At 65.9% G+C, this 12732-nt stretch carries 13 protein-coding genes; 4 read left to right on the top strand and 9 right to left on the bottom strand.

All coding sequences use genetic code 11. The features are described 5' to 3' along the window. The coding region (locus ACOJTD_RS07860) for an aldehyde dehydrogenase family protein (RefSeq protein WP_420132363.1) at positions 1-984 on the top strand (984 nt) is incomplete at its 5' end. Positions 985-1116: 132 nt separating this feature from the next. Beyond that, entirely contained in the window at positions 1117-2322 is a 1206-nt protein-coding gene (locus tag ACOJTD_RS07855) for a CaiB/BaiF CoA transferase family protein (RefSeq protein ID WP_420132362.1), read from the top strand. A gap of 57 nt (positions 2323-2379) precedes the next feature. On the opposite strand, the gene ACOJTD_RS07850 is transcribed toward ACOJTD_RS07855, so the two are convergent. The 3 genes from ACOJTD_RS07850 to ACOJTD_RS07840 all read right to left on the bottom strand — a co-directional run bounded on the left by ACOJTD_RS07850 (position 2380) and on the right by ACOJTD_RS07840 (position 5165). After that, complete coding sequence (locus ACOJTD_RS07850; RefSeq protein ID WP_420132361.1) at positions 2380-2595, bottom strand: hypothetical protein; 216 nt, start codon at positions 2593-2595, stop codon at positions 2380-2382. Further along, positions 2574-4085, bottom strand: a complete 1512-nt coding sequence (locus ACOJTD_RS07845; RefSeq protein ID WP_420132360.1) for a hypothetical protein — start codon at positions 4083-4085, stop codon at positions 2574-2576. Before ACOJTD_RS07845 ends, ACOJTD_RS07850 begins: the two co-directional genes overlap by 22 nt. A gap of 114 nt (positions 4086-4199) precedes the next feature. Beyond that, positions 4200-5165: a hypothetical protein gene (locus ACOJTD_RS07840; protein ID WP_420132359.1), complete on the bottom strand. Its 966-nt coding sequence runs from the start codon at positions 5163-5165 to the stop codon at positions 4200-4202. Between the two features lie 218 nt (positions 5166-5383). On the opposite strand from ACOJTD_RS07840, the gene ACOJTD_RS07835 reads away from it, so the two are divergent. Continuing rightward, entirely contained in the window at positions 5384-5995 is a 612-nt protein-coding gene (locus ACOJTD_RS07835; RefSeq protein WP_420132358.1) for a glutathione S-transferase family protein, read from the top strand. 49 nt (positions 5996-6044) lie between these two features. Here ACOJTD_RS07835 and ACOJTD_RS07830 read toward each other — a convergent pair whose 3' ends face one another. Further along, positions 6045-6935, bottom strand: a complete 891-nt coding sequence (locus ACOJTD_RS07830; RefSeq protein ID WP_420132357.1) for an NAD(P)/FAD-dependent oxidoreductase — start codon at positions 6933-6935, stop codon at positions 6045-6047. A 10-nt stretch (positions 6936-6945) separates the two neighbouring features. Further along, entirely contained in the window at positions 6946-7386 is a 441-nt protein-coding gene (locus ACOJTD_RS07825) for an RrF2 family transcriptional regulator (protein ID WP_420132356.1), read from the bottom strand. Positions 7387-7519: 133 nt separating this feature from the next. On the opposite strand from ACOJTD_RS07825, the gene ACOJTD_RS07820 reads away from it, so the two are divergent. Beyond that, positions 7520-7750 (top strand): DUF2798 domain-containing protein, encoded by a 231-nt coding sequence (locus ACOJTD_RS07820; protein WP_420132355.1) that lies wholly within the window; start codon positions 7520-7522, stop codon positions 7748-7750. Between the two features lie 16 nt (positions 7751-7766). On the opposite strand, the gene ACOJTD_RS07815 is transcribed toward ACOJTD_RS07820, so the two are convergent. The 4 genes from ACOJTD_RS07815 to ACOJTD_RS07800 form a co-directional block, all read right to left on the bottom strand. Further along, positions 7767-8264 carry a TPM domain-containing protein gene (locus tag ACOJTD_RS07815; RefSeq protein WP_420132354.1) on the bottom strand — a complete coding sequence of 166 codons (498 nt, stop codon included), beginning with the start codon at positions 8262-8264 and terminating at the stop codon, positions 7767-7769. A 14-nt stretch (positions 8265-8278) separates the two neighbouring features. Further along, a complete protein-coding gene (locus ACOJTD_RS07810; protein ID WP_420132353.1) occupies positions 8279-9193 on the bottom strand; it encodes a TPM domain-containing protein in 915 nt (304 codons plus the stop codon). Positions 9194-9209: 16 nt separating this feature from the next. Next, the gene (locus ACOJTD_RS07805) at positions 9210-9818 is read right to left on the bottom strand and encodes a LemA family protein (protein WP_420132352.1); all 609 of its coding nucleotides are present in this window, start codon (positions 9816-9818) and stop codon (positions 9210-9212) included. A gap of 226 nt (positions 9819-10044) precedes the next feature. Continuing rightward, positions 10045-12375, bottom strand: coding sequence for a xanthine dehydrogenase family protein molybdopterin-binding subunit (locus ACOJTD_RS07800; RefSeq protein ID WP_420132351.1), 2331 nt, complete (start codon positions 12373-12375; stop codon positions 10045-10047). Positions 12376-12732: the final 357 nt, after the last annotated feature.

Below are 12732 nucleotides of genomic sequence, written 5' to 3'. Positions count from 1 at the left end.
GGCAATGCCGTCGTCGCCAAACCGGCAGAACAGACACCGATGATCGCGGATGTTGCCACGAAGCTGCTGCACGAGGCCGGGGTGCCGCGCGACGCGCTGAAGCTCGTTCAGGGGGATGGCGCGACCGGCGCCGCGCTGGTCGCGCATCCCGATATCGCTGGCGTCGTGTTCACCGGCTCGACCGAGGTGGCGCGGGCGATTAACCGCGCCCTCGCCGCCCAGGCTGGGCCCATCGTGCCGCTGATCGCCGAGACCGGCGGCATCAATACGATGATCGTCGATGCGACCGCGCTGCCTGAGCAGGTGGCCGACGACGTCGTCACATCGGCCTTCCGGTCCGCAGGCCAGCGCTGCTCGGCACTGCGGCTGCTGTTCGTCCAGGAGGACGTCGCCGACCGAATGATCGGGCTGATCGCAGGCAGCGCGCGCGAATTGAAGCTCGGCGCCCCCCGCGATCCGGCCACTCATGTGGGCCCGGTCATCGACGCAGAGGCCAAGGCGACACTCGACGCACATATCGCACGCATGAAGCGCGAGACACGGCTGCATTTCGCCGGCGATGCGCCTGCGGACGGCAACTACGTGGCGCCTCACATGTTCGAACTTCGCAGCGCTGCCCAGCTCACTCACGAAGTGTTCGGACCAATCCTGCACGTCGTGCGCTATAAGGGCTCCGACCTCGATGCCGTACTCGATGGCATCGCGGCGAGCCGCTACGCACTCACCCTCGGCATACAGTCACGGATCGACGATACCGTGTGGCGGATCATCGAACGGCTGCCGGTCGGCAATGTTTACGTCAACCGCAACATCATCGGTGCGGTGGTCGGTGTGCAGCCGTTCGGCGGATCGGGCCTTTCCGGCACCGGGCCGAAGGCGGGCGGCCCGCACTATCTGCCGCGCTTCGCCCTGGAGCAGACGGTGTCGATCAACACCGCCGCAGCGGGTGGCAACGCAGCGTTGCTCGCGGGCGACACGCGATAACCGGCGTGCAGGGCGGCATGCGGGTTCCAATATTGCATCGTTGCGCGAACGCGGTTCATATGCGGCGAGGCTGACGTGCACCGCGCATATTCCGGCCGACGAAAACAATAAACGCCAAGGGAGCGGTTTGCGATGGACGACGGCATCTTCAAGGGTCTCAAGGTGCTCGATTGCGCCAGCTTCATCGCCGCTCCGGCCGCCGCCACGGTGCTGTCCGACTTCGGGGCCGACGTCATCAAGATCGAGCCGCCGGGAGCCGGCGACCCATATCGCAACCTGCCGAACCTGCCCGGCTATCCGCGTAGCGAACACAACTACGCGTGGATGATGGAGTCGCGGAACAAGCGCAGCCTTGCCCTCGACCTCGCCAAGCCGGAGGGCAAGGAGGTGCTGCGCAAGCTGGTCGCCGAAGCCGACGTCTTCATCACCAACTTCCCGCCGCCGGTCCGCGCGCGGCTTGGCATCACCTATGCGGATCTCGCGCCACTCAACGAGCGGCTGATCTATGCGAGCTTCACCGGCTATGGCGAGCGTGGCGCCGAAGCCGACAAGCCCGGCTTCGACAGCAACGCCTGGTGGGCGCGTTCCGGCATGATGGATCTGGTCCGGGCCGACGAGGAGTCCACCCCTGCCCGCTCTGTCGCCGGGATGGGCGATCATCCCTGTGCGATGGCGCTTTACGGCGCCATCGTCACCGCGCTGTACAAGCGCGAGCGCAGCGGCAAGGGTAGCGAAGTGAAGTCCAACCTGATGGCCAACGGCGTTTGGTCGTCCAGCGTGCTGGCGCAGGCCAAGCTGGTGGGCGCCGAATTCCAGCCGCGCCGCCCCCGCGAAAGCGCGCTGAATGCTGTGGCCAATCACTATCGCTGCCGCGACGGCCGCTGGCTCATCCTCTCCCTGCTGAACGAGGAGAAGCAGTGGCCGACGCTGATGCGTTGCCTCGGCCGTGAGGACCTCACCGATGATCCCCGGTTCGCCACCAAGCCCGATCGCCACGCCCGCTCGGTGGAACTGATCGCGATTTTTGACGAGATCTTTGCGACGCGCGATCTCGCTGACTGGCGCAAGGCGCTGGACGGCAACGGCCTGGTGTTCGGCGTGGTCGGCATTCTCGACGACATCCCGAACGATCAGCAGATGATCGAGAACGACGTGCTGGTGCCGTTCGAGAATAACACCATCCTGACGATCAACAGCCCGATTTGGATCGAGGGCAGCACCAAGACGCGGCCGCGGCTGCCTCCCGCCGTCGGCGAGCACAGCGACGAGGTGTTGCGCAACGCGGGTTACGACGACGCGGCGATCAAGGCGCTACGCGCGTCCGGAGCAGTCGGATAGTTCAGACGCGCCTGACTTCGTCACCGTCGTCAGCAAAAGCCAGGCAACGCAACCTCGCTAGCGACGAAAGAACATCCATCCGAAAACCGCGATCGCGACGACGACGGTGATGGCGATCGCGAAGGTGGAGACGCGAACTGAGCTTGCGGCCTGCCGGGCGCTTTCGTTGTCGGCTATTTCCTGATTGCGCTGCTTGATGTCTGATCCGGGATCACTCACCCGCCACCTCCTCGATGAACGCGCGATGCGGATCAGCGCGGCGCGACGAAGCACATGCCGATCGGAAATGCCGAGGCACCTCGCGCCGGCTGGCACGTCAACCCCGCCGCACAGGTCCAGTTCCGGAAACTCGGATCAACGTGACCGCCCGCATCCGGCAAACCGCAGGCAGCGCCCCACCCCTCATGCGGTTCGCGGCTGGTAAGCGTCGCGCCGGTTAGCTCCGGGCGATCGCTGAGGCCGCGCGCGTAGTCGGGAGCATGCCCGTCTCCGACTGCGGTGACGATCGCACGGCGGCGATCCTGGTCGGCAATGAAATGCGGCGATCCGAATGCAGCGATGCGACGCGCCGGCTCGGCCGTCCAGTCGACGCCCGGGAAATGAAAACCGCCGATACCGAGCGTCTGGTGGCAGCCCGAGCAGGTGATATCGTTGAGGCGCCGCTCGAAGCCGGCCGGCGAGCGGATCGTTTGCAGGACGATGCCGCGATCCACCGCGCGTTGCAGCGCTTCAACGATATCGGCGTCGCTGATCAGGGGATCGGCCGTTGTCGGGCCGGCAAGTCCTGCTGCGGGCCGCTGCGGCGAATGAGAGAATGCAGCAGGCGTCACAGCGATGGCGCTCCGCGCCAGATAGGCATCGGGAATGATCAGGGTGCCGCGATCGAATGCGGCGAGATTGTCCGGTTCCAGAAGCCAGCGTCTGAACGCCTGCCCGAGCCCCCGATCAGCGATCAGGCGGTCGCGGTCGATCTGGTTTTCCATGGGTGCGGCTTCGTAGCGGCCGCGCGCCTGATCGAAACGAAAGACTTTGAGGAGATAGTCCGCCCGGAAATCGCCGGCAGCCGCGTCCCGTTCGGTCGCGATCTGCAGATTGATTTCGAGCCGGTCGATTGCAGCGGGCCCAAGGGGCGCGAGCGGACCGCCGGGCGCCATCATCCGCCGGGCACGATCCGCGCCGACTTCGGTCCAAGCTTCCGCGGCCAGCCAGCGCCGCGCGACCTCACGACAGGTGATCGCGTCGTTCTCGCCACGCGCGCGCAGCACCACGTTCAACGTCATCGGCAGCCGCTGTGGGCCGGTACTCGTCTGATGGATCGGCCGATAAATCAGCCGGACCTCGCCGCAGCCGTGGGCCGCAACGTAGCCGCGGTCCAGCCGGTTGATGATGCCGGACAGCGCGAAGCGCGTCCGCGGCGCCTTGAGGGCCTCCAGGTCGAACAGCGCCCACTGCGACGGCGCGTGCGTGCTTCGATAGTGCTGAAACTCATCGTCGAGCGCGGCACGAAGGCCGCTCATCGCCGGCAATGCGAAGAGCCGGTCGTTCGTGAAGGAGGCCGGAGACATCGGTGCCGCCGGCGACGGATCGAGCATCTGCTGCAGGCCGAAACCGGGGTGCGGCTCGCCACGATGTTCGCGCAGATCGAGTTCACGTAGAGCCAGCGGATCTGTCACGGCCAGCGCGCGCAACGACGCTTCGGCCGCCCCCGCGACGAGTGGGACGAGTCCGCCGATCAGGACGATCAGACCAAGCAGGCGTCGCACGCGACCATGCTCCAGAGCCGCTCCGCGGCCGAATGCAGCGCAGCGGAGGGAGCCTAAAGCAAAACGGCGCAGCGTGTCTGCACACGCCGCGCCGTTCAAAAGCATTCGTGACGATCAGCGGGCGACGATCAGGCCGCGGCTCGTCACCACCACCCAGCGGCCGTCCTGACGGCGGATCGCGTCGACGCGGCCGAGGCCTGGCAGCGGATCACCTGCATAGACCTCGAAGGTGCCCGGACGCCCGACGACGACAGCGGCTCCATCATAGACGTCGCGCAGCACCCAGCCTTCGACAGTGGGCAGCCGGCCAACATCGCTCTGCTTCGCTGCTGCCGGCTTCGGCGACACCGAGCCAGTGACGTCCTGAGCGGCGGAAGCCACCTGCGTCGGCGCGGGCGCCGGAGCTGGCTTCTCGGCCTGCGCGGTCCGCAGCTTCTCGACGGTCTCGGTCAGCTTGGCGATTTTCTGAGCCGGTTCGGCCTGGGCCTTCTCGATCTTTTCGAGGCGGTCGGTGGCCTTGCCGATCTGGGCGCTGGTCGTTTTCGTCGCCTGGTCGACGCTGTCCTTGAGCGCGGCGACTTCGGCCTGCAGCTTGGCGACCTGCGTGTCGAGCGCGCGAGCCTGGGACTGCGCATGCGCGGCGGCTTCGTTGCTGCCGCCGAGATGCACGAAACCCGCATTGCTCAGCGCGCCGCCGGCCGCACCGGCGATCGCCGCGAGGATCACCGCCACCGCGACCAGAGCGAGCTGACGCTTGTTATGAGACCGGGGGCCGGCAGGCTCATCCGGCGCTTCGACTTCGATCTCGTCGTCCCAATTGCGATACCAATTCTCGTGGCGGGACCGCGCCATGATGGTGACCTTACCGAGACGCTCCGCGTCCTTGCCGGCGGCCGCGTTGCCCTTGGGACGATCCACCTGAGTTGAGGCCGTCGTCTCCTTGCTGCGCTGGGCAGTGTCTTCGGTGCCGCTCGCGTTCACGGCACCGCTATCGTTGGCGTCAACCGCGCCCGCCCCGGACGACGCAGCGCCGGCGTCAGCCTGGTCTTCGCTGAAGGGCTCTTTGCGATGCTCGTCCACGTCAAAATCCTCCTCGTCCGCTTGACCATTCGGTAACTTTGATTACTTGCGAAATCGTTACTTCCCTCGTTGCTTACCGAAATTTCAGGAATCACAAATCTCGGCACGCAGTGTGGCGCGCGCAGGCCATCGCCGCGCGGCTTTGCGCCGCACGCCGTCCCGCGCTAGGACAGTCACCGAGCACGGCGCACGAAGTCGCCGAGACAGGGGAGACGACCATGAAGCTTTACGATTCGATCGGACCCAATCCGCGCCTAGTGCGGATGTTCATCGCCGAGAAGGGCCTGACGATCCCGACACAGACCATCGACCTCCGCTCCGGAGAAAACCGCAAGCCCGAGCATCTGGCGCGCAATCCGCACGGGCAGACACCGACCTTGGAACTCGACGATGGCAGCTTTTTGTCGGAGATCACCGCGATCTGCGAATATCTCGAAGAGATCCATCCGACGCCGCCGCTGATCGGCGCGACGCCAAAGGAACGCGCCGAATGCCGGATGTGGACGCGGCGGATCGACCTGACGATCTGCGAGCCGCTGGCCAACGGCTTCCGCTTCAGCGAGGGGCTGAAGATGTTCAAGGATCGTGTGATGTGCATTCCGGAAGCGGCGCCCGGCCTGAAGAAGATGGCCGCCGACCGGCTGCAATGGATGAACACTCAGATGCAGGGCAAGGAGTTCGTCTGCGGCTCGCGCTTCACCCTCGCCGATCTGCTGCTGTTCGGCTGGATCGAATTCGGCAACCAGGTCGGCCAGCCGCTGGATCCGAACAACACCGTGCTGGTCGACTGGCATAAGCGCATCGCGGCGCGACCGTCCGCGAAAGCCTGACGATCGCGCGTATCGATGCGGTGCCTCGATGAGAGCCGCATCGATCGGCTCAGGCGTCGGGCCAGACCAGCGATCGATGCAGGCTAGCGCCGGCCCATGCACCATCGGCAACCGCCAGCGACAGCGAATGCGGCAACCGCGCCGCATCGCCGCAAGCGAAAGCGTCGGGCACGCTGGTCTGCTTGGCGTCGTCGGTCTTGATCTGCGTCCCGAAAGGCGTCTCACTCAACGCGCAGCCCAGCGACTGCGCGACAGGCGTGGCCGGAGCATTACGCGAAGCGGTGAAGATTCCAGCAAAGGGCAGTCGACGGCCGTCGCTCAGCACGACGTCGGCCTGGCCCGCGATCCGCGCGATCAATGTGTGTTCGATCGTCACGCCGCGGGCTTCGAGATCGGAGCGCGCCGCATCGTCGAGGGTGACCGCTTCGTTGGTGAACAGCGTGACTTCACCCCACTCCGGCAGCAACTGCGCCTGATGCAGCGACATCGGGCCGGTGGCGATCACCGCGATGCGGCCGCGATCGAGTTCGTAACCGTGGCAGTACGGACAAAGGAACACGCTGACTCCCCAGCGGTCCTGCAGGCCATCGATCGCCGGCAGCGTATCCGACACGCCGGTGGCGAACAGCACACGGCGCCCGCAATGCTGCGCGCCGTCCTGCGCTGTCACGATGAAGTCGTCCTTCTGTCCCGTCGCCGTTTCGGCTCGGCCATCGATCCAGGTCAGCGTCGGGTAGGCCTCCAGCTGACGCCGTGCGGTCGCGGCGATCTCCGCCGGGTCGGCGCCATCCTGCCCGAGAAAACCGTGTGAATGATCCGCGGAACGGTTTCGACGCTGACCCGCGTCGATCACCAAGACGCGGCGACGGGCGCGGAGTAGCTGAAGGGCAGCAGCCATCCCGGCGTAGCTGCCGCCGATCACGATGACGTCGTGTTGCATGTCGTTTCCTCTAGCTGCGCGCGCGGTGCGCCGTGTGGCGCCGATTGAAGTCCGCCGACAGCCTGGCCAGCGTCACCTTGGCGAACCGATCGAGTAGCAGCGCCTCGGCATCGGCAAAGGCGCCGTCGAGCGCGGCATTCACCGCCTGTTCGACCAGACAGCCCGGATTCTCATTGCGATTGCCGATCGCGAAAATCACGGGCTCGCCGAGTGCCTCGTGCAGATCGCGCAAGGTGACGGCATCAAGGTCAGCAGTAATCGTCCAGCCGCCCGAGGGACCGCGCTCCGACGTCACGAGGCCGGCGTCGCGCAACAATCCCATCGTCCGCCGCACAACCACCGGATTGGTGCACATGCAGGCGGCCAGTTCGTCGGAGGTCATCGGTTCGTTCTGCTCGGCCATATGCAGCAGAGCGTGGAGCACGGACGACAGGCGGCTGTCTCGCTTCATGTAACTTCGTTTATTACGATTTGGCCAAGCGCGCAAGCGCCCTTTCGGGCCTAGTGCTCAACTCATGGCATGTCGTTTGCTTTGTATGCTGCGCTACTCAACCGACCCGATGCGATTGCAGGCGAGTTCACACATGCTCGGCATTCCACGCAGGTACAGTCATTTCATCTACGCGGTTCTGCAGTCGGGGATCACCACGTCAATCGCCTCCATGATCGCCAGCGTACCATTCGTGGGCGATCACACATTCCTGGAGCATTGGATCGGCGCCTGGGGCGCGTCCTGGATGGTGATGCTTCCCGTCGTGATCTTCGCCGCGCCGTTGCTACGGCGGCTGACATTGGTGCTGACGACAGAAGACTGACGGGGCTGCGCGTAAGTCACACCACGACAGGAGCGTCCGGCAGCTCATTCGTGCCAGAGCCGTCGTTGGGAAAATGCGTCACCAGATGCGCGGTGATCAGGTCGATGCCACGTAGTACGCCGGCTTCGAAGCGGCCTTCGCGGAAGGCGCTCTCCATTTCGCGGCAGATGTTCTCCCAGGTGCCGTCTCCGACGCGCACGTGAATGCCGCGGTCGGCGATGATTTCGACGTCGCGATCGGCGAGCAGCACATAGATCAGCACGCCGTTATTGTGCACGGTGTCCCAGATGCGCAGCTGCGAGAAGATGTCGAGCGCGCGCTCGCGTGCCGGCTGATCGCGGAACAGCGGCGCATTGTCGAGCGCGCCTTCGACGACGAAGCGGATCTGGCCGGCGTGCTTGCTCTCGCTGTCCTTGATGGCGCGTTCGATGGCGTCGAGCGAGCTCGGCGGAAACGCCCGCGCGACCTTGCCGCGACTGGTGAAGAGGTGCTTGCCGATGCGCCGGATGCCCATCCTCGCCTCCACGCTCACCAGCTTCCGGAGGCGCCGCCGCCTCCGAAGCTGCCGCCCCCGCCGCTGAAGCCGCCACTGCTCGATCCGCCGGACCACGACGAGCCGCTGCTGCCGCCCGACCACGTGCCGCCCGAGAAGCCGCCACTGCGACGCCCGGACGTCATCGTCGGCCCGTTGAACAGATCGATGAACAGCGCGAACAGAAAGGCGGCAAAGCCGGCGAGCAGCGCAAGGTACCAGGCGAGCCCGAACACCAAGGCGACGATTCCGACCACGACGCCGGTCACGCCGGACGCCGCCGCGCGGCCGAGCGCGGCCTTCAGGATCCCGTTGACCACGAAAGAGCCGAACAGCAGCGGGATTGCCCAGCCGGAGATCTGATCGAAGGATTCCGGCCCCGTCCATTCGTGCTGCGGCTCCGGGGCCGGCAGCGGCTCGCCGTCGATCACGCTCATCATGCGATCGACACCCGCCTCGATGCCGCCTTCGAAATCACCGGCCTTGAATTTCGGCGTAATGATCTCGTCGATGATGCGTTTGGCGGTCACGTCCGGCAGCGCGCCCTCGAGGCCGTAGCCGACCTCGATCCGCAGCTTGCGGTCGTTCTTGGCGACCAGCAGGATGGCGCCGTCGTCGACCTTTTTGCGGCCGATCTTCCAGGCCTCGGCGACGCGGATCGAGAACTGCTCGATCGCCTCGGGCTGGGTCGTCGGCACGATCAGCACCGCGATCTGGCTGCCCTTGCGGTCGTCGAACGCCTTCAGCTTCTGATCCAGCCGCGCGATCGCGTCACTGCTCAGCGTGCCGGTCTGATCGACGACGCGGCCGGTCAGCGCCGGCACCGCGACGTCCGCGCGCGCGAATTGCGCGGCTGCTGCCATGACGAAGCAGAGCAGCAACGCGACGACCGAGGTCCGCACGGCGCTCATCGCCGTCGCCCCGCGCTTACTTGGCCGGAGCCGGGGTCGGCGTGAAATCGACCTTGGGCGCGGTCGAAATATCCTTCTCGTTCTCGACCGTGAAATTCGGCTTTTCCTTGTAGCCGAACATCATCGCGGTGAAATTGGTCGGCACCGATCGCACCGTGACGTTATAGGCCTGCACCGCCTTGATGTAGCGATTGCGCGCGACGGTGATGCGGTTCTCGGTGCCTTCGAGCTGCGCCATCAGGTTCTTGAACAGCTCGTCCGACTTCAGCTGCGGGTCGTTCTCGGTGACGACCAGCAGCCGCGACAGCGCGCTGGACAGCTCACCTTGGGCCTGCTGGAATTTCTGGAAGGCGGCCGGGTCGTTCAGCACCTCGGGCGTGGCCTGGATGCTGCCGACCTTGGCGCGGGCATTGGTGACGCCGAGCAGAACATCCTTCTCCTGCTGGGCGAAGCCCTTCACGGAGTTGACCAGGTTGGGAACCAGATCGGCGCGGCGCTGATACTGGTTGACCACCTCCGACCAGGTCGACTTCACCTCTTGGTCCTCGCTCTGGATGGTGTTGTAACCGCAATTGGTCAGGCTGAGCGTGGCGAGCGCCGCCAGCACCGTCAGGAACTTCCGCATCGAATCCTCTCCCGCGCGAACAGGCGCGCAGCTTAGCATGCACTGTGCGATAGATTTGTCGGCTCTTGAACGGATTAGGTTCTAAACGGTTCGCTAAGACCGCTGCTCGGTTCCGAATACCGTCATTGCCGGGTTAATCCCGACCACCCATCGTGGATGGCGCGACCTCTGAAATGGCGATGCCCGCGGCGTGCGCGGGCATCGCGTTGAGCCGAGTTGTGCCGGATCAGGCTGCCTGAGCCGCCTTGGCGTCCTGAATGGCGCGCCAGACCTTCTCGGGCGTCAGCGGCGTATTCAGCGCGGTAACGCCGAGCGGCGCGAGGGCATCCAGCACGCCGCTGACGATGCAGGGCGGACCGCCGATCGCACCGGACTCGCCGCAGCCCTTGGCGCCGAGCGGATTGGTGCGGCACGGCGCCGACGGATCGAGCGTGACGTTGATCGGCGGCAGATTGTCAGCGCGCGGGATGCAGTAATCCTGATAGCTCGCCGTCAGGAGCTGGCCATCGTCATTGTAGGCAGCATTTTCGTACAGCGCCTGACCGACGCCCTGGGCGACGCCGCCATGGATCTGGCCGGCGACCAGCATCGGATTGACCGCGTTGCCGACGTCATCGACCGTGGTGTAGCGCACCACGCGCGACACGCCGGTCTCCGGATCGACCTCGATCTCGCAGATATGCGCACCGTTCGGCCAGCTCGGGCCGTCGACCTCGCCGGTGGTATCGACGCTGAGCCGGGCGCCCTTCTCCTTGGCGGCGATCTCGAACAGGCTGATCTTGCGATCGGTGCCGGCGATGGTCAGCGTACCGCCGGAGTACTCGATATCCTCGATCGAGGCTTCGAGAATGTTGGCGGCCTTCTCGCGCGCCTTGGCGATCATGTCGACGGTCGAGACCGCGACGGCAGTGCCGCCGACGAACAGCGAGCGTGAGCCGACGCTGCCAAAGCCCTGCGCCAGATCGGTGTTGCCCTGGACGACGTCGATCTTCTCGATCGGGATATCGAGCGCCTCGGCGATCATCTGGCTGTAGGTGGTCTCCAGCCCCTGCCCCATCGCCTGGGTGGCCGAGTGCAGCACGATGCGGCCTTCGGCCGTGGCGTGCAGCTTGACGTTCTCGGTGTGGGCGCGGCCACCAGTCCACTCGATGTAGCTGGTGACACCGCGGCCGTAGAGCAGGCCCTTCTTCTGCGCTTCCTTCTTGCGCACCTTGAAGCCGTCCCAGTCGGACAACTCAGCGGCGCGCTCCATCATGTGGGCGAAGGCGCCGGAATCGTACACCTGCCCGACCGCGTTGGTGTAGGGCAACTGCGCCGGCTTTATGTAGTTGGCCTTGCGGATCGCGCGCGGGTCCATCTTCAGTTGGCGCGCCGCGGCATCCATCAGCCGCTCGATGATGTACACCGCCTCGGGGCGTCCAGCGCCGCGATAGGCGCCGACCGGCGCGGTGTGGGTCATCACCGCCTTGATGTCGAAATGCACCAGCGGCAGGTCGTACACGCCGGTCTGCACGAACGGCCCGAGCACCAGCGGAATGATCACGCCGGCGCCGGCGAGATACGCGCCGGTGCCGCCGATCGAGGTGACGCGATAGGCCAGCACCTTGCCCTTGGCGTCGAGAGCGATCGACGCGGTAGAGGTAAGGTCGCGGCCATGCGTGCCGCCGACGAACTCGTCCGTGCGATCGCCACGCCAGCGGATCTTCTTGCCGAGCTTGACCGCCGCATAGGCGACCAGCGCATCCTCCGGATAGACGCCGGTCTTCTGACCGAAGCCGCCGCCGATGTCGCCGACCAGCACCTGGATCGATTCCTTGGGCCGCTTGAGGATGGCGTCGGCGAGCGCGTCGCGGGTCTGCGCCGGGGTCTGCGACTGGACATGCAGGATCAGCCGTCCGGTCTTCTTCTCGATTTCCGCAATGGTCGCGCGCGGCTCCATCGCCGAGGGGATCAGGCGCTGGCTGACGATGTCGAGCGAGACGGTGTGAGCCGCCTTGGCGAAGGCCTCGTCGACCTTGGCGGCGTCGCCATAGCTCATCGCTGCAACGATGTTGTCCGGCGCGGTGTCGTACACCACCGGGGCGCCCGGCTGGATCGCAGCGGTCGGATCGGTGACAGCCGGCAGCTCCTTATAATCGACCACGATGGCTTCGATCGCGGCCTGCGCCGCGTCGCGCGAACTCGCGATCACAGCCGCCACCGGCTCGCCGACGAAGCGGACCTTCTCGTGCGCCAGCAGCCGGCGCGGCGGCAGCGCCATCGGCGAGCCGTCCGGGCGCTTGAAGATCGGCAGGGTCGGGATCGTGCCGATGTCGTCGGCAATGAGGTCGGCCCCGGTCACAACCGCCTCGACTCCCGGCATCGCCTTGGCGGCCTCGGCGTCGATCGAGACAATCTCGGCATGCGCATGCGGCGACCGCATGATCACCAGCCACAACGCGCCGTCGGCAGGCTTGTCGTCGAGATAGCCGCCGTGCCCGGTGACCAGACGCTGATCCTCGAGACGCTTGACGGGCTTGCCCGCACCGAACCGCATGGAGCCGGGAAGAATATTCATGCCGCTTCCTTTTGTTGCTTGCTTGGCGATGGTTTTAGCGGAGATCGCAGCGGTACGCCAAGAGGGGGGCGCGGAGCAGCGGGAGGGTCATGCGGCGCACCACCGACGGCGGGCAAAGCGCCCGATCTCCCCTCCCCCTTGCGGGGAGGGGTTGGGGGTGGGGGTGCCAGGAGGGTACGGACCGGGTAGATTCCTGACAGTTCAGACCGGGATGAGTGTCGACAGTTCACACTGCATCGGAGGGAGGACCGCCGATGCCTTTTGTGGAGACCTGTCGGATGGATCAGCGGGTGCAGATGCTGTCGGACTATGCGAGCGGCAATTGGAGCGTGTCGGATCTGTGCCGGCGCTACGGCG

Origin of the sequence: Rhodopseudomonas sp. (assembly GCF_048594845.1) — a bacterium.
Lineage (GTDB): Bacteria > Pseudomonadota > Alphaproteobacteria > Rhizobiales > Xanthobacteraceae > Rhodopseudomonas.
The sequence above is the reverse complement of the archived record's forward strand: the minus strand, read 5'-3'. Positions and strand labels throughout refer to the sequence as shown.